The sequence below is a fragment of the Butyrivibrio sp. TB genome (assembly GCF_900110805.1).
GTDB lineage: Bacteria > Bacillota > Clostridia > Lachnospirales > Lachnospiraceae > Butyrivibrio > Butyrivibrio fibrisolvens_C.
In genome coordinates this window covers 46,590-64,563 of record NZ_FOER01000006.1, presented here as the reverse complement: position 1 = coordinate 64,563, position 17,974 = coordinate 46,590, and the positions used below count along the sequence as shown (strand labels likewise).

The 17,974-nt window shown below is 40.9% G+C and carries 15 protein-coding genes; 2 read left to right on the top strand and 13 right to left on the bottom strand.

The features are described from left to right. Positions 1-12: 12 nt before the first annotated feature. From leuB to BMX21_RS05370, 5 genes are all read right to left on the bottom strand, one after another. Positions 13-1,107 carry a 3-isopropylmalate dehydrogenase gene (leuB, locus tag BMX21_RS05390; protein WP_022752885.1) on the bottom strand — a complete coding sequence of 365 codons (1,095 nt, stop codon included), beginning with the start codon at positions 1,105-1,107 and terminating at the stop codon, positions 13-15. Positions 1,108-1,367: 260 nt separating this feature from the next. Next, on the bottom strand, positions 1,368-2,618 hold the full coding sequence (locus BMX21_RS05385; RefSeq protein WP_092042152.1) for an RNA-guided endonuclease InsQ/TnpB family protein: 1,251 nt from the start codon (positions 2,616-2,618) through the stop codon (positions 1,368-1,370). 214 nt (positions 2,619-2,832) lie between these two features. Continuing rightward, on the bottom strand, positions 2,833-3,180 hold the full coding sequence (yajC, locus tag BMX21_RS05380) for a preprotein translocase subunit YajC (protein ID WP_034453778.1): 348 nt from the start codon (positions 3,178-3,180) through the stop codon (positions 2,833-2,835). 190 nt (positions 3,181-3,370) lie between these two features. Further along, entirely contained in the window at positions 3,371-4,552 is a 1,182-nt protein-coding gene (gene tgt / locus BMX21_RS05375) for a tRNA guanosine(34) transglycosylase Tgt (RefSeq protein ID WP_092042150.1), read from the bottom strand. Between the two features lie 218 nt (positions 4,553-4,770). Next, positions 4,771-5,910, bottom strand: coding sequence for a M15 family metallopeptidase (locus BMX21_RS05370; protein WP_177173937.1), 1,140 nt, complete (start codon positions 5,908-5,910; stop codon positions 4,771-4,773). Between the two features lie 990 nt (positions 5,911-6,900). Between BMX21_RS05370 and aroC the strand changes: the two genes are divergently transcribed. Continuing rightward, positions 6,901-8,007, top strand: a complete 1,107-nt coding sequence (aroC, locus tag BMX21_RS05365; RefSeq protein WP_092042144.1) for a chorismate synthase — start codon at positions 6,901-6,903, stop codon at positions 8,005-8,007. Positions 8,008-8,047: 40 nt separating this feature from the next. Beyond that, positions 8,048-8,209 carry a GGDEF domain-containing protein gene (locus tag BMX21_RS20155; protein ID WP_080656111.1) on the top strand — a complete coding sequence of 54 codons (162 nt, stop codon included), beginning with the start codon at positions 8,048-8,050 and terminating at the stop codon, positions 8,207-8,209. A gap of 7 nt (positions 8,210-8,216) precedes the next feature. Here the strand turns inward: BMX21_RS20155 and BMX21_RS05355 are convergent, their stop codons facing one another. The 8 genes from BMX21_RS05355 to BMX21_RS05320 form a co-directional block, all read right to left on the bottom strand. Next, positions 8,217-9,362 carry a lactonase family protein gene (locus BMX21_RS05355; protein ID WP_092042141.1) on the bottom strand — a complete coding sequence of 382 codons (1,146 nt, stop codon included), beginning with the start codon at positions 9,360-9,362 and terminating at the stop codon, positions 8,217-8,219. A 70-nt stretch (positions 9,363-9,432) separates the two neighbouring features. Further along, complete coding sequence (locus tag BMX21_RS05350; RefSeq protein ID WP_092042138.1) at positions 9,433-10,500, bottom strand: class II aldolase/adducin family protein; 1,068 nt, start codon at positions 10,498-10,500, stop codon at positions 9,433-9,435. Between the two features lie 110 nt (positions 10,501-10,610). Then, on the bottom strand, positions 10,611-11,231 hold the full coding sequence (locus BMX21_RS05345) for a 5-formyltetrahydrofolate cyclo-ligase (protein ID WP_177173936.1): 621 nt from the start codon (positions 11,229-11,231) through the stop codon (positions 10,611-10,613). Between the two features lie 328 nt (positions 11,232-11,559). Further along, entirely contained in the window at positions 11,560-13,227 is a 1,668-nt protein-coding gene (locus tag BMX21_RS05340) for an NAD(P)/FAD-dependent oxidoreductase (protein WP_092042132.1), read from the bottom strand. A 54-nt stretch (positions 13,228-13,281) separates the two neighbouring features. Further along, entirely contained in the window at positions 13,282-14,502 is a 1,221-nt protein-coding gene (locus BMX21_RS05335) for an aminoacetone oxidase family FAD-binding enzyme (RefSeq protein ID WP_092042130.1), read from the bottom strand. Next, positions 14,499-16,103: an MATE family efflux transporter gene (locus tag BMX21_RS05330; RefSeq protein WP_092042128.1), complete on the bottom strand. Its 1,605-nt coding sequence runs from the start codon at positions 16,101-16,103 to the stop codon at positions 14,499-14,501. The genes BMX21_RS05335 and BMX21_RS05330 overlap by 4 nt, the downstream gene beginning before the upstream one ends. After that, on the bottom strand, positions 16,093-16,602 hold the full coding sequence (gene ybeY, locus BMX21_RS05325) for an rRNA maturation RNase YbeY (RefSeq protein WP_092042125.1): 510 nt from the start codon (positions 16,600-16,602) through the stop codon (positions 16,093-16,095). The genes BMX21_RS05330 and ybeY overlap by 11 nt, the downstream gene beginning before the upstream one ends. Continuing rightward, positions 16,586-17,845, bottom strand: a complete 1,260-nt coding sequence (locus tag BMX21_RS05320) for a hypothetical protein (RefSeq protein ID WP_092042122.1) — start codon at positions 17,843-17,845, stop codon at positions 16,586-16,588. Before BMX21_RS05320 ends, ybeY begins: the two co-directional genes overlap by 17 nt. Positions 17,846-17,974: the final 129 nt, after the last annotated feature.

Below are 17,974 nucleotides of genomic sequence, written 5' to 3'. Positions count from 1 at the left end.
CTAAACCCGCTACTACTTTATCTCACTTGCAATAAGGCTTCCCATACCTGAACATGAACAGATCATATCTTCAGGAGTCTGTGCATCCTTAATATCTCCTGTCCTATACCCTTTTTTAAGGATTACTTTAACTGCATTTTCTATAGCGTCAGCTTCCTTATCAAGACTGAAGGTATAACGCAGCATCATAGCCGCTGACAGGATCGTAGCTATCGGATTAGCTATATCCTTTCCCGCAATATCAGGTGCAGATCCGCCGCTTGGCTCATAAAGTCCGAAACTCGTCTCATTAAGTGACGCTGAAGGAAGCATTCCGATAGAACCTGTTATCATACTAGCTTCATCTGAAAGGATATCTCCGAACATGTTCTCTGTAAGTACCACATCGAACTGAGCAGGATCCTTAACAAGCTGCATCGCGCAGTTGTCAACCAGCATGAATGAAAGCTCTACATCAGGATAATCCTTTGAAACTTTGGTAACTACCTTTCTCCAAAGTCTTGAAGAATCAAGTACATTGGCCTTATCGACACAAGTTACTTTCTTCCTTCTCTTTCTTGCAACATCAAATGCCCTGATAGCAATTCGTTCAATTTCTTTTTCTGAATAAACAAGAGTATCTGTGGCAACTTCCTGACCGTCAATCTCCTCAGTCTTCCTCTCCCCAAAATAAAGACCGCCTGTAAGCTCACGCATGATCATAAGATCAAAGCCCTTCTCGCTTATCTGAGTCTTAAGAGGACATGCCTCCTTAAGTTCAGGATACAGATATGCAGGTCTTAAGTTTGCAAAAAGTGAAAGTGCCTTGCGAATACCAAGAAGTCCGGCTTCAGGCCTCTTCTCCGGTGGAAGTTTATACCATGGTGATGTAGATGTATTGCCGCCTATAGAACCCATAAGAACCGCATCGGAAGATTTTGCTATATCAATGGTCTCCTGGGTAAGCGGAACCCCGTACTTATCAATAGAACATCCTCCCATAAGTACGTCTGTAAAAATAATCTCGTGTCCATATACTTTGGCTACGCTCTCAAGAACTTTTTTTGCCTCAGCAACAATTTCCGGCCCTATCCCATCGCCGGGAATGCTTGTAATGTTCAGCTTCAATGTTATCTCCCCTTTCCGTTTTCGCAAAAGTTAAGTATCATCTTAGCTTAAAAAAATTCAAAGTACAAGGTGCAAAATTAATGTATCGAACAATACGATATTAATATCACACCTATAAACACGATTAAAAATCACCTATTAAATTGTATCACATACCATCTGTTTCTGATGTGAACTACCCATCACCTAAAGGTAATGGGCTTCTAAGAGCCTGACGGCTCTATTTAAGAAGTTTGATATTTAAGTTTCCACCTGACAGGTCAGGCAATCCTTATTCTTACAGGCGTGTCCACATCGCCTCTACCGTATAGGATGCTAAGATCCACAACGCTACTTTTACGCATTATATTTAATGCTCCGTTAACATCGGCATTAAAATTAAAGCCATTGGCAGTTTTATACATTCCACGATGTATCCTACTACCACTGAACTGATACTCTTTTGGATTATCATTATTGTAAACAGGAATATTGTCTTTATCCCAAAACGAGGCCTTTGATGTATAGCTTTCCTCCTGTTCAACATAGATAATGCCATTAAGTTCACAAAGGTATGACAGTTTATCTCTTAATAAGCCATAAGGGATATTAACAAAATTCTGATTATTCTGTTTGCCGATATGTGAATTCCTCTGAAACGTAACATTATATCCGGCTACAAGGGTTCCGATATCGTTAGCAATACAATAATCTACTATCTTACGTGCGGCTTTGCTCATATAGTCATTTACTTTATTGTTACGATCACGAGCAATGGCTTTCTGACGATTTGTAGTCTTTTTGCCAAAATGTTGCTTGTCCTTAATGGACTGCAGGCGGGTATTCTCTTTATTAAACCACTGATTTATGGATTTAAGTCTTCTTCCGTCAATAATGAATGATCTGCCATTGCTTGACACTGCAGTTACAAGATTATTTATACCAAAATCGAGAGCCAGTGCATTGTTTTTGTTAAGATTTCTTTGAACACACTCAGCTTCGTAAGTGTATTGGATTTCAAAGAACCTGGCGTGAGCTTTTGGTATGATACGTATCTCTTTAACCTTTTTGTCAACTAGGATTGGCGGGATTGTGATTTCAACCGGCTTGTGGGTTTTCTTAAAGCTGTTTGAAAACGGAAGTATTAACTTACTCCCATTAAGTCTTACAAAACCTATAACAAGTGTGGTATGTCCGTCTTTTGGAAGATAATGTGGCAGTTTGCAATCCTTAAAGGCATACTTACCCTGTTTTGCAAGTTTAATTAAGCTAAAGAATGATTTGAAGCTGCCATCTACTTCTTTAAGGATCTGCTGTGCCATATTAGAATTTAATGCCTTGTAATTAGGACTACTTTTAAGAAGTGTATAATTCTTCTCATACTTCAGGAATTTACCTTCAGTAAAGTAATACTGCCTAACATTATAGATGGCTTCATTTGCAAGATTTTTAGCTGAATGGCACAGTTCTTTTAAGGTTTTGTAATCGCCTTTCGACAGATGCTTTACCTGCTGTTTAACAGTAAGATACATACAAATTTCTCCTTTCGTAGACTCAGAAATGGAATTTCCTGTATGTATATTATATCATATTTTTACTAAAAATACATGTTTACAGTAAAATATAATACACACTCTAAAACTGACGCCATTCATCCCACGGTCTAAAGACCATGGGTTTTCTGGCTGAGACATTATAAAAAAAGGATGACAGGAAAGCCGCAACTTTCTTACCATCCTTTAAAAATCAATCCTTTTTCTTCTTGTCAGCCTTGGTCTCTACAGGCTTAACAGCATCTTCAGGCTTCTCGATCTCTACGATTGCTTCCTTAACCATAGGGATACGGCAGTTCTTGTTGTTACCGAACTCGATGATAACCATGTTGTCATGAATATCGATTACAGTTCCGATGAAACCGCCTGTTGTACGAACGCTATCGCCAACTGCAAGTGCTGCCATCATAGCTGCCTTCTCTTTTTCCTGCTTACGCTGTGGTCTGATCATAATGAAATACATGAATGCGAACATTACAACCAGAATGATCAGATAATAGCTCATGCCTACAGGTGTAGCATCTGCAGCAGTAGCAGCCATTTTAAATAAATCTGAATACATTTAATTGTCCTCCGGAATCCTCTTTAATTCTTTTAAAAAGCTTTCGAAAAAGCTACCTTTAAATGATACACAATATAAAGTTTACTTACAAGTGCGTTTTTCATAAAAAATTCCTGTCAATAATCGGCATATTTTACTGAAAAACATTCTGAATGTATCAGCACTTCCATCAGCCTTTACGCCAGTTCTTGGCTATGTCGCTTCCGGGAGCTGTAGAGATCTCTTCATATTCTCTGAATCCGTCAAGGGTCTTCTTCTTATAAGCAGCAAAGTTTCCATTATCAAGAGCATCTCTTATCTCTTCCATCATATTGTTGTAGAAATACAGGTTATGAAGGACGCAAAGCCTCATACCAAGCATCTCTCCGGCTTTTAACAGATGACGGATATAACCTCTTGAATAGCGCTTACATGCAGGACACTGACATCCCTCTTCAATAGGATGAGAATCAAGCTCAAATCTGGCATTAAGGAGATTGAGCTTACCCTTCTTGGTATATACATGACCATGACGGCCATTTCTACTTGGATATACACAGTCAAAGAAGTCTATACCTCTTTCTACGCCTTCAAGAATATTGGCAGGTGTACCAACACCCATAAGGTATGTAGGCTTGTCCTGAGGAAGATAAGGAACTACCTGCTCAAGGACATGATACATCTCTTCATGAGTCTCACCTACTGCAAGGCCTCCAACTGCATAACCGTCAAGATCCATCTCTCTGATGCGCTTGGCATGTTCTATTCTGATATCATCAAATATCGCGCCCTGATTGATACCAAAGAGCATCTGGTGAGGGTTCACTGTATCAGGAAGTGAATTAAGTCTGTCCATCTCCTTCTTGCAGCGCTCAAGCCATCTTGTGGTCCTGTCTACAGACATCTGAACATATTCATGATCAGCTCTTGCAGATGGGCACTCATCAAAAGCCATGGCAATAGTACTTCCAAGATGAGACTGGATCCTCATACTCTCTTCTGGTCCCATGAAAAGCTTGTGACCATCTATATGAGAATGGAAGTATACGCCTTCCTCTTTGATACGCCTTGTCTTAGCAAGTGAAAATACCTGAAATCCGCCTGAATCAGTAAGGATAGGCTTATTGCATGACATAAACTTGTGAAGACCGCCCATACGATATACATTGTCATCGCCGGGGCGAAGGTGAAGATGATATGTATTACATAAAACAACCTGATTCTTAATACCTTCAAGATCTTCTGTAGAAACAGCGCCCTTGATGGCTGCAACTGTTGCTACGTTCATGAATACAGGTGTCTGGATAGTTCCATGAACAGTCTGAAATTCGCCTCTTTTAGCACGGCCTTCTGTTTTTAATAACTTGTACATAGTACCTCTTTTCATAACATAATCTGAGAAAATATAAGGATCACACATGATCTTGTACAATATAAATCCTATAAATTCTTGAATATGAATTAAAGGAATTTATGCATTATGGATTTTATATAATTCAGTTCAGATCCTTATACTCAAAAATATAGGGACATGTCGCACATGCCCCTATACATAATATACCATTACATTTTATTGGACAAGTAAATATATCAGTACAGATACTCGTCCCAGAACTCTTCAAGGCAGATGCCCTCTTCATACATTACAGTTGCAGCCGAAACTCCAACATATCTTATATGCCAGGGTTCATATTCAATACCTGTAATCTCTTCTTTGCCCTTAAGATAGCGAACTACAAAGCCGTACTTGTACGAGTTTTGCGCAAGCCACTTACCGGCAGGTGTATCACCAAATCCTTCATCCAGTGAGCTGTATCCGTCAGTGATGATATCAAGAGCAAGCCCTATCTCATGTTCTGAAGATCCCGGAATAGTTACTGCCTGAGAAGCAAGTGTATATGACTGCATATAGTCATAGCCTTGCTCTAAATAGTAATCAACCTTCCTTGCAAAGAGCATCTCCTGACGATTGTTGGATCTATACGGTGAACATACTACAAGTGACACTCCGTCTGACGCAGCTGCTGCCACCATCTGTCTAAGAGGCGATAATATTCTCTCATCGCATAGCTTGCCACCGCTGGATATCTGCGCAGTGGCAAAAGTATAATTATCAGGAATCGGATGCTGCTTATTAACAAGCATAAGATTCCAGTCATCTGCAGAAAACTGTGTGTTTCCTGCCACAGAATCGTCATTATCTTCCTGCTCTATATCCTTACTACCTGTTTCGTCTTCTGTATTTAGTATCTCCGAGATGCTGATCTGATCGCTTTCGAGGACTTCTCCCAAGAGTTCTCCATTGCCATCATATACAGGATCTTTATCTGCGTCTTCTTTAGTATAACTACTGCCTGTAGGAACCGTCTGATCATCGATAGAAATTGTCTCAAGATCTGCAACGTCTTTAGCATCTACTTCAGCTGAAACATAAGTCGTACCGGCAACATCCTCACTGCGGATACTGTCTGATACAAAACTTACATCCATTGGTAAAACGGGATACGAAAAACTACTCGATGATACGAAGAATAAAAGAACACAAGCAATACTAAGAAGACGTTTTCTATTATCATATAGAGCACTACCAAGTGCCGTCACAAACACGACTACTGCGACAGCAATCACACCGAAGAAATAGAACTTCCTATTCTTTTTTACGAACTTCCCTATTCGCCGAACAGCTTTCTCCCGAAACGTCGGCTCAAATGAAACATTTTTGTTATTCATTGCACCTAAGCTCTGGCTCCCCCTGTATTTTCGGTATATCATAATGGTATTATACTACATTTTGAGAACTTTTGAACACTTTTTATAAAAAAGCTTCAGTTTTCATGCCCGTAATTATAAAATATACCAAAAGAATAGTTTTTATACCTATCGCTTTCACGCTTGGGGGGACGGGCGGCATGGTATCCTCGAAGGCTGGCGGGAGTGGGTAGACGATGGGCGGACAGAATATAGATCATTGTCACGCTGTTAATTGTTTTATAAATTCATGGCATGATATCTGGTCCTTTTTATTCTGGGGTCCAAACTCGCTTCGCTCAGACATGTGGACCCCATGCAGAATAAAAAGTTCCAGCTATCACGCTCATGAATTTTATAAAACAATTAAAAAGCGTGACAATGATTTATATTCTGCCCGCCCATCGTCTACCCACTCCTGCCAACCTTCGAGGATACCATGCCGCCCAAGCCAGACGTATACGCTGTGTATAAAATAGCTTACGGATGCATTTTTGCGTGCCTTATGCAGGACGTGTTACGCACATTCTCAGGAATGCATGGATGCATTTCTATGTGCCAGTGCCTTATTCTCTGACTTTAAAGTGTTGAATTTATGCAGTAATAATGTATAATAAATTAAGTTTTATATTCATAACTCAACCTTTCAACTTAGACGGTGCTGTATCTCAAAGGATTTGCAGGGGCAGACAGTATATAAAGCCTTCCCACGCTTTTAAGCGTTTTATAAAATTCATGAGCGTGATAGATGGAGCTTTTTATTCTGCCTGGGGTCCACATGTCTGAGCGAAGCGAGTTTGGACCCCAGAATAAAAAGGGACAGATATCATGCCATGAATTATAAAATGCTTAACAGCGTGGGAAGGCTTTATATACTGTCTGTCCCTGCAAATCCTTTGAGATACTGTACCGTCTAAGTTGGAAGGTTGAGTTTACCATTTATAGTTTATTACCGCAAAAAGGGGGCAATTCATGTCTGGATCAACATTTGGTAATCATCTTAAAATTACAACCTGGGGGGAGTCGCACGGGGCTGCTCTTGGCGTTGTTATTGATGGATTCCCGGCAGGGATGGAGCTGTCAGAATCTGATATACAGAAGTATCTGGACAGGAGGAAGCCCGGAACATCATCTGTCACAACACCTCGTAAAGAGGATGACAAGGTTGAGATCTTATCAGGAGTATTCGAAGGTAAGACAACAGGCACTCCCATCTCCCTTCTTGTAAGAAATACATCTCAGAAGTCCGGAGACTACAGCCAGATAGCATCCTACTACAGACCGGGACATGCCGATTACGGTTTTGATGCCAAGTACGGATTTAGAGATTACAGGGGCGGTGGTCGTTCATCAGGCAGAGAGACGATAGGCCGCGTAGCTGCAGGTGCACTGTGCGCTAAACTCCTTGGCCAGATGGGCATTACTATCACCGCATACACCAAATCCATAGGTCCTGTAAGCATCGATCCGAATAGGTTCGATGCATCTGTTATCAAAGAAAATCCTGTATGCATGCCTGATGCAGACGCTGCTGCCAAGGCTTTTGATTATATTCAGGAATGTAGAAATGAACTGGACTCTGTAGGCGGAGTTATAGAATGCCGCATAGAAGGCGTGCCTGCAGGAATAGGTGAACCTGTTTTTGATAAGCTTGATGCTTCCATGGCCAAGGCTCTGATGTCAATCGGTGCTGTTAAAGCTGTCGAAGTCGGTGATGGCGTTATGGTATCTACTTACAAGGGTTCTGAAGATAATGACGGATTCACATATAAAGACGGCAAGATAACAACTGCCACTAACCACTCAGGCGGTATCATGGGCGGTATCAGTTCAGGATCTGACATAATCCTTCGCTGTCATGTTAAGCCAACCCCGTCTATCTCCAAAGAGCAGTCAACAGTAAAACAGGACGGAAGCCCTATAGATATAGTAATAGGTGGTCGCCACGATCCTGTAGTTGTTCCAAGAGCAGTTGTCGTAGTAGAATGCATGGCCGCAGTCACACTCCTTGATGCCATGATATCCAATATGTCAGCAAGAGCAAGCTATATCACAGACTTCTATAATAACCGCGTATAATAATACTTTTAAACCAAGACCTCCTGTCCTCATTTTATAAATAGGGCAGGAGGTTTTTCTATTTCCAAAGATAACAATAAGTCTCGGAGTCACTGTTATAAGTGACTCCGAGACCAGTAATAAAGATATCTTTAAAAAAGTTGACGATGCATTATATGAAGCCAAAGAATCCGGAAGAAACAAAATTAAATTCCGTACATAGAAATACATCAATCCTCTAATTTATGGAATACGATGCAGTTAGGCTGATCAACTACGACTTCCGGTCCGTTCATTACAATGGTTCCCTGTGCCATGTTGACATTAAAGAAAGTCATTGTATTGGACTCATGGTTAAGAGATACAAGGTGCTTGTTATCAGGGAAGAGTGCTGCATCCTTAGGATACTCTCCTGAGATAGGAAGACCCAGGATCTTCTTGAGCTTACCTGTTCTCTTGTCTGCTCTGTAGATATCTACAAAGTTCTCTCCAAGGTTAGAAGATACAAGATAGTTATAATCAAGCGAGAACATAAGAGCACTGCTTGCGATACCCTGTGCATCAGGATCGTCTATAGTTGACATAGACTGGATTCTTTCAAAATCAGGTATATCATGATCATCTACTTTGTAATGATATACATCGATTGAATTCTTCTGCTCTGTAAGAACGTAGATGAACTCACCATTTTCTGAGAACTTGATATGTCTTGGAGCTGACTCCTGATCACAGTGGATCACGTCGGCATTCTCAAGACGACCTGTCACGTGATTTAATTTATAAACATTGATCCTGTCCATTCCAAGATCACATGCACACAGGAACTTGTTGTCCTTGGTCATACGTACGCACTGTACATGTGGACGATGGTTACGTCCTGCTGCAGAGCCAAGGCCCTTCTGATAGATCTCTTCTGTTATCTCGCCGATACTTCCATCCTCGTTAAGACGCAGTACTGTGATCTTACCATCATGGTATCCTGCACAGAAAAGGAACTTGTCTTCATAATCTGTAGAAAGGTAACAACCTCTCATTCCATTGATAGAAGCTTCATTGATAAGACTAAGTGATCCATCTTTCCCTATATCATAAGCTTCTACACCAAAGTCTGTGATTGAATAAAGGTGCTTTTTATTCTTGGATTCAGTAACATACGAAGAGTTAGTGATCTTGATCTTACTCTTCTCAGTCATACGGCCGTTCTTGATATCTACATCATAGACACGAATACCGAACTTGTCACCGGTTCCATTTGTATAGCTTGATACATAAGCTACGTATTTGTCTTCTTTAACAGCTTCTTTTTCGGGAGCCTTGCTTGTTGATTCTACTGAAGCAGCATCAGCCACTACTTCATTTGTAATAGTTTCTGTCATATTGAAGTCCTCCATAGACATGGATATAAAATCTAAGAACATTTTAGCACAGTTAGAGGTGCCTCAACAATCACCTTTTTGCCAGCTTGGAATAGGAGTTTCTATAATGTCTGTTCATTTTAAGGCAATCTCTGTAGGAAAGAAAATTGGCGCTTCCATATCTGGATGCCGCTATCTGCGCTATACAAGCCTTGTCCAGTACTAGTGCCGTAGCATATGCATCATCCTTTGTCTGTCCCAGACAAAAAGCTCCATCATCCAGTGAAAAAACAGCGTTGACATTCTTCTTGACGATAATACGATTTCCATCATGTCCATGATGATTGATCGGTATCCTTACACTTGTACCTACAAGCTGGGCGAAATCATCAAGCAGAGGCTTCATATGTGTGGCACGCCTTGATACGATCTTACAAGCCTGTGACTTGTTGTGAACTATATATCTCACATCAGGTCTTTTGGCGTATATCTCTTCATGCATCCGCTTGATCCTGTAAGGAGTATCCGGCTTATCATATATGATGCTGCCGCTATTGATATGTGAGCTGAAGCCTTCAATAAACTCGCTTTCGATATCCATATGACAATACCCGTGCAAAAAGAGCTTTGAAGCTTCTTCCATCTCCATTGCACATTCCAGAGCTTCATCGCTTATCGTGCCCATGCAGATAGTTCCGTGATTGGACATGACTATTCCATTATCTGATTTATATTTCTGGATAGTCTTCTTAACGTTATCTGCAAGCTTTCTGGTTCCGGGGAGTGCATATGGAGCGCATGGTATCCTTACGTCATCGCCGTCAACCATAGCCCGGATCTCCTTAACACCAAGAGATCCTGCCACAGTAGCAAAAACCTGATGGGTATGAATTATAAATCTGATATCGCTTCGTGTGTTATAACAGGCAACGTGTACCAGAAGCTCGCTTGAAGGTTTGCATTTGCCTTCCCATGAGAGATCTCCAAGATTGACTTCAGCGATCATCTCAGGTGTAAGGTCTTCATACTGTATACCGCTTGGAGTTATAAGTATACGGTTTTTATCAAGTCTGCATGATATATTCCCCCAGGTTCTTACAAGAAGTCCCTGATCATGAAGCTGTTTTCCAATATTAATAATTTCCTGTCGTGGATCCATTTATAATTCCTGCTTTCCAAAATCTTAATATTTGTCTAACTACAGCCTTCCACTTGGACGGACCAGCCTTTACAGGGGAGGCTGTATATAAATCATTGACACACTGTTAATCATTTTATGAATTCATGCCCTATTATCCTAGCCTGAGTATATATCGCATCAGGCTTTATATCATGACTTTCCATTGGAAAAATATCTTCTGATATCTGCTCCTCAAAAGCCAAGGCTATAAGATATGCTCCGGGAATCCTTGGAATATAGCGGTCGTAAAAGCCGCCCCTGTAGCCGATCCTGTTGCAGTCTCTATCAAAAGCAACACCCGGAAGAATCATAAGAGTATCTGTATGCAGCATATCTGTATGATTTGAATCCAAATCATGCATAGCCTCCCCAGTCACATATCTATCCGTAGTTACAGGCTCAGGAATTCCGTGATAGCCTTCTGTCAGGTCCTTCATGCCTCTTACTTCATAGAATTCCATAATTCCATTTTTAGGATCCGTCACCTTAGGGCAATATACTCTCTTGCCTTTATATAGTAGTCTTTCTATAAGAGTATGCGTATCTACTTCAGAAAGATACGAACAATATACCAATACGCTATCTGCGTCATTTAGCTCTTTAGATTCAAGGAGCTTGTCTATTATCATCCGGCTGTAACGCTCTCTGTCTATCTTAGGTATAGCATCTCTTCTTGCAAGAGCCGCTTTTCTATAATCCTGCTTGTCCAAAACAATTACTCCAAATCTCTAGTGTGATGATTCGTTCATAAAACATAGAACTATTACTTATATCATGAGGTAGGTGTCAAAAGTTCCTTTTGACACCATATGACTACCGGATTGTTCCGTTTCTTCGAAACTCTCACAATCCTCAAACATTCGCAAATCCGCACTACGTGCTACTTTGCTCATGTTTGGCGGGTCATAAATTCATATTCGATTTCGAGCAAGCTCGAATCGAAATGACTTTTGACCCTTACGTCATATCATCAGATCTATACAAATGGCTATATGCAATACATCCTCATGCACAATGTCCATTGTATATCCTGCCATGTTACATGCCAGGACATCGCTCTGAGCAGATCTTTGCAGCAACTTTCATACCATCCATAGCTGCTGACATGATACCGCCTGCATATCCTGCACCTTCTCCGCAAGGATATAAGCCTTTGGTATTAATAGCCTGAAGATCCTCTCCTCTTGTGATTCTTACAGGAGATGATGTCCTGCTCTCAACGCCTTCCATAAGAGTATCATCAGCATCAAAGCCTTCTATCATCCTGCCAAAAGCGCTCATACCCTCATCTATAGCCTCTTTAAGATCATCAGGAAGAAGGTCATGAACACTTGCAAATACGTAGTCGCCCTTTATGCATGGAGTGTTCCAGTCTTTTCTTTCATCAGTATTACCTTTTACTGTTCCTTTTTTTCTATAGTCAACAAGGTATTCTACCGGAACTTTGCCCTTTCCAAGTTCAAAGGCCTTTTTCTCAAGCTCTCTTTGGAACTTCACTCCGCATAGAGGTCCTTCTCCTCCAAAGTCTTCAGGCTTAACGGTTACTATGATCGCACTGTTGGCATTTTTGGAATCACGGGCATAGTAGCTCATTCCGTTAACGCACAGGTATCCCTCTTCAGATGAAGCATTGACTACATATCCTCCCGGACACATGCAAAAAGAATATACGCCCCTACCCTTGGAAGTATTATGTACAACTTTATAAGGAGAAGCAGGAAGTGTGGGACTTTCATATACTCCGTACTGAGATCTGTTGATATTCTTTTGAGGATGTTCTACGCGAAGTCCTACTGCAAATGCCTTAGGCTCCATATATACACCTTCACTATTTAGAACTTCAAAGGTATCTCTTGCGCTATGGCCTATAGCCATGACAACAGTATCTGTCTCGATCACAGATTCATTTCCTGCTCTATCAGTGACTTTCACGCCTGTCACATGTGCATCTTTCATAATAAGACCGGACATTTTGGTTTCGAACAAAACCTGTCCGCCCATACTTTTAATGTCTTCTCTTATGTTCTTAACTACATCAACCAGCTTATCCGTGCCTATATGGGGCTTTGCTTCATAATATATCTCTTTTGGAGCGCCATGATCTATGAATATCTTAAGTGCACGTCTTCCTATTCCGTCCTTGTCACGGACCATGGTATTGAGCTTGCCGTCTGAGAATGCTCCCGCGCCGCCTTCACCAAACTGGACATTGGATGTCGTATCAAGGACTCCTGTCTTCCAGAAGTTCTCAACGTCCTTCTGCCTGTCTTCTACTGCTCTTCCCCTTTCTATAAGTATTGGTTTAAAGCCAAGACATGCCAGTTCATACGCTGCAAAAAGACCGCAAGGACCTGCGCCAACTACAACAGGAGGCTTAGTCATCTTATTAGTCCCAAGTTCAGGAAGCTTATATACAACTGGTTCAAAAAGCTGTGCGTTTTTATTACGGGCTTTTTGAAGTGCCTTTTTCTCATTTATGTTAAGTGATATATCAATTGTATATATATCAAATATGTCAGGCTTCTTACGAGCATCAATCGAGTGCCTGAATACGCTCAGATCTGCTATAGCTTTAGCATCTATCTTCAGCGCTTTGGCTGCAACCGGAATAAGGCTCCTTGAAAGAGCCTCTGGTTCCATGACACCATTTGTATATTGCGATGCTTCTGAGCCGTTTTTAACTTTAATATTACTGATTCTGATCATATATTTCCTTAAATTACTGTATTCTTGTATATATGCTTATGAGATAGTGATTTACTATCGGCCCGCAGCAGCCATCCCTGCGATATACCCGCTTGTAAATGCCCACTGAAGATTATACCCTCCGCATCTTCCGTCAACATCTGCAAGTTCGCCGACAACATACACTCCGGGTGTATGAACTGATTCAAGATCATCTGTCAGATCATTAAGATCAACTCCGCCTTTAGTAACCTGAGATGATGCATAGTCAGAAGTAGCGACTATATTTATTCTAGCATTTCTATAGTTATCAATAACTCTTTCAAGATCGTCTATGCTATTAGCATCTATAACGGTATCTTCTTTTATGCCTAGTCTTGACAGTATCATAAGGCCTATAAGATGATTACTGATTCCATCAAGTACCTGGATATATGTCTTACCACTTGATACTTCTATGATATCTTTTTTCATATTGGCAAAATCATCGTCAGAATATGTTGGGAAGAAATCCAAAAACGCAGTAACAGTCCCCTTGTTATCAGCCATGTACTGTGCCACGCGCCCGCTTAGCTGAAGAACAGGAATTCCTGATATTCCTTTGGATGTAATCTGCACTTCGCCGTATTCATACAAGTCTTTGATCTCTTTAATTCTGATACCGGCCATCATTCTGACTCCGTACTTGGACGGCAGGTCTTTGTCATCAGACAAAAGCGCCACAAGAGCCGGATATGTCTTCGTAACATTCATTCCAAGACTCTTTGCTATATAATAGCTATCACCTGTAGACATGGTTGATTTTGGGCCTGACAAGCCTCCTGTTGCTATTATAACTTTGTCAGCTTTATATAAGCCGCCTGTTGTCTTAACTTCAAAGCCTCCATCATCAACAGGCGTTATCTTTTTAAGTTGCTGACCGGTTATATATTCGACGCCAAGTCTTACTACCTCATCTATCATTGCATTCTGGACTGTGACTGCCTGGCCGGATATAGGATATATATATCCTTCTTCGCTTTGAGTCACAACTCCAAGAGACTTCATGAATTCCAAAGTCTTCGCTACTCCGAATCTTTGAAGCCATCCCTCCATTTTACTCTGTGCACTAAGATTATAGCATGAAGCACTCATGGCTTCATTGGTTATATTACAGCGCCCATTGCCAGTCATGGAGATCTTCTTGCCTGCTATATCATTTTTTTCCAAAAGGATAACATGGGCGCCTTGTCTTGCTGCTGTGATCGCAGCACACATACCCGACGCCCCTGCTCCTGCTATAAGTATTGTTATCATATAAAGTGAAAACCTCTGGCTATTACTAGAACAAATCCGCCGCCCGGAATCCTCTCAACTTCGTACTCGTATATACCTCTAAGGATCAGCAGGAAGAGTAGATACAGGAATCCTCCCGCAAGACATCCTACCAGTATCGTAAGGATCTCTCCTATTACATTTATAAAAACCATATTGAGAAAGAAAACTATAAGAGCCGCTACAGCACTGCAGATTAGCGGAACTACAAAGTTTGAGATCCAGCTATGCCTGTAATGGAGCATTCGCATGATCTCCCAAAAGCCCATGCCTCCCATCACAAGGAACATTACAAAATCTGCATAGGATACAGCTGTCATCTCTTTGTTCATAACATATGTCATAATAGCAAATGTACCCGCATGCGCTATCACTGCTACTATTATATTAAGGATCAGAGCTCTGACCTTACGAAGTCTTAAGAGTATGGTACTCATAAGGATACCAACAGGCATGGCGAATACCATAAGTGATGCATGTCCCATCATAGCTACGGCAGAGTCAGACGGTGTCACATACACAGCCCTTTGTATAGTATCTGACAAAACTGCCATGAACATAGAAACAGGAAACAGGATGATCACCAAATATCTGGAGAACTCTGAAAGTGTATCAAGGGCTCCATGTTTGTCAGAATGAACCACCATAGAACAAAGCTCATATACCTTTCGAAGCTGGGTAATTGTAACAATGCATACAGCTATCACTATAACAGGCAGTACTCCGCCAAACCAGCTGCCCCACTGGGCTGTCGTATGCTTCAAAGATCCCACATACATAGCTTCATCTATGATATCGATTGCAAATGGAAAAGCAAATACAATCGAATATGCTACTATATTTCTTCCATAGGAAGGCCCGATTCCAAGATATCTTGGCTCACCGGATCTTACGATATCATCCATCTTGCCGCTTTTAATCTTCCAGATGATAAGAAGATATATAAGCGTGATAAGAGAAGCTACGCATCCTCCGGCAAGCGCTCCGCATGCTCCATAACCGGATGCCAGATCATTTCTTTCAAGAAGCGCATTGGCTTTAAGACCGTACCTATAAGAAAAACTTGCAAAGGCAGGTGTTAATACCATAAAAGAAATCGCAAATATAAGATCAGAGATAAGAGATAAGAGATTTTCTCCAAATCCCTCAAGCATGCCCCTTATAGCTCCCTGACAGCTTATAAATATAATAGCTACCGAAGTTGCGATAAAAGCAAGGAATCCGATCCTGGATCCGAAAAGCTTCTCTGATACAGAAAAAGAAAAGATAAGAATTATACCGCTTACTATCACTCCTGCTGCAAAGCCTATCGTTCTTGCTTTTCTGGCTACGTCCATTGCGTTTATGAACTGTTTCTTTTTTTCATACAGTTTGATAACTGCACTTATGGCGCGCTCTATAGCAAAAACAAATACTCCATAGCAGACCATGAACAGGTTCATAGGCGAAGCAAGAATGCCAAGTCCTTCATTTTTGATGACCTTAAGAAGGAAGATTCTGGTGACCATCAAAATGCAGATCATGACAAAAACTGCTACAGAAAAAGTATCCGGTTTAATCCTGTCTTTACTTTTAATTGTCATCTCTTGTTATCCCAAGCCTTTCAAGTACGTCGTTTTGTTTTTGTTCCATAACTTTAGCTTCATCCTCTTCCATGTGGTCGTAACCGCATAGATGAAACATGGAATGAGCCGTCAGAAAAGCAAATTCTCTTTTCTCACTATGTCCGTATTCTAGTGCCTGTGAGCGAACTCTCTTCTCATTGATAACTATATCTCCTAGATAGATGCTGCCATTATCAGGGTCTATCATATCGCATCTGTCCGGCCCGTTTAGAACTGAGAAGTCTCCGGGCGTCTCATATTCTATATTGGGAAAAGAAAGAACGTCTGTCTCTCTGTCTATATCCCTGAACTGTCTGTTCATCTCATGTATGCCCTCATCATCCGTGATAAGCATATTGATCTGAGCTTCCTCCGGGAAATTCTCACTTTTAAGTACTTCTTCACATACGCTGCGTGCGATCTGTTCTATATCGAAATCAAATTTGGCATCGACTTCGTTTTCAACGCAGAAAATCATAATACAATTTCTCCTTTTTTAAGAGCTTACTGACTCTGTTAAGCTCAGCGATAGAAAGATCCGAGTGATTAAAATTGCCTCCCACATGTCTTCTTTCGATCATCTCTTCTATCATTCTATCACTATCAATTTTGGCTGTTTTATCTTTTTCAAAAATAGTCATTAGTTTATTGACGAGGTCCTCGCACAAGTTGATGATCGTCGCTTCCTTAGATACAGGCGCCGTCTTGCCGCTCTTAATATACTCTTCCAAAAGAGCAACTGCAGACTCCGGGAACTGATAACGGTGGAAATAAGGCTTAGCTGCCTCAAGATCATCCGGTCTTCCATCGAGTATTCCAACTCTGTGATAATACGCACATGCCTTGGTCGCTCTTCTGTCAGCTCCTATATCAGCAGCAATTCTGTCTGCAAGATATGCTGTATGAACTGCTTTGTAATATTCCCTTTTGTCCTTGTTCTTGATCTTGACAAGTAGTTCAAATTCAGGGTCATTGATCTCCATATACATGTCATTGCTGCCCCTTATGACAAGAAGACTAAAGGCATTAAGAAGTACCCAAAGAAGCAATGTCGTGATCACCACATTAACAAGCGGAACTGTAAGCATGGCTATTGAAAAAGTCTGATTGAGAAAAAGCACATGATAAGCCACAAGCAGTACGAATAAAAGCATGATGGATATAAGTATCGGGAGACCGAACTGAAGCTTCTCACCAACATGCTGAAACAATACTATAGCAACTGTTCCGGCGATCAGATATATAAAAAACGGCTGAACATACGATCCATTGCACAAAAGAAGTGTCACATTAAGTAGAGCACATCCGCTGCAAAGGCCTATCATAGCATTGGAAAAAAGCGATAACAGAACAAATATGCTAAGGTATGGCCATATCAGGTTGTTGACCAAAGGAAACAAGAGTGATGCAACAAATGATACCATGTATATGATGAAAAACCTGTTAATATGCTTCTCATTGCCATATGAAAGCGTATTCCTTATAAGACCGTCTTCCCATAAGAATACTATAAGACCGCTTTCTATGATCACAGTGATAACATTCCTTATGATCTCTACATCACTAAGGCCTCTTGCCTTGCTTGCAACAAACATAAGTACAGCAGACACAAGACACATAGCACATATACTTGCTGCTTTTTTTAATCCGGTCAATAGTTTACTCTCACTACGAATATCCACATCGGGAATATTTCCAAAAGCTGCTGTCTTGATATCCATAATAAAACTCTCCCCTGTTTTTAGTCGGTACCTGCCTATCGTCTGTAATAGACCTCTCCCTATAACTTCGGATCTTACTATAGCTTTTCTATTAAAATGTTTCTTTGACTATTTTTGCTGTATCTTTAA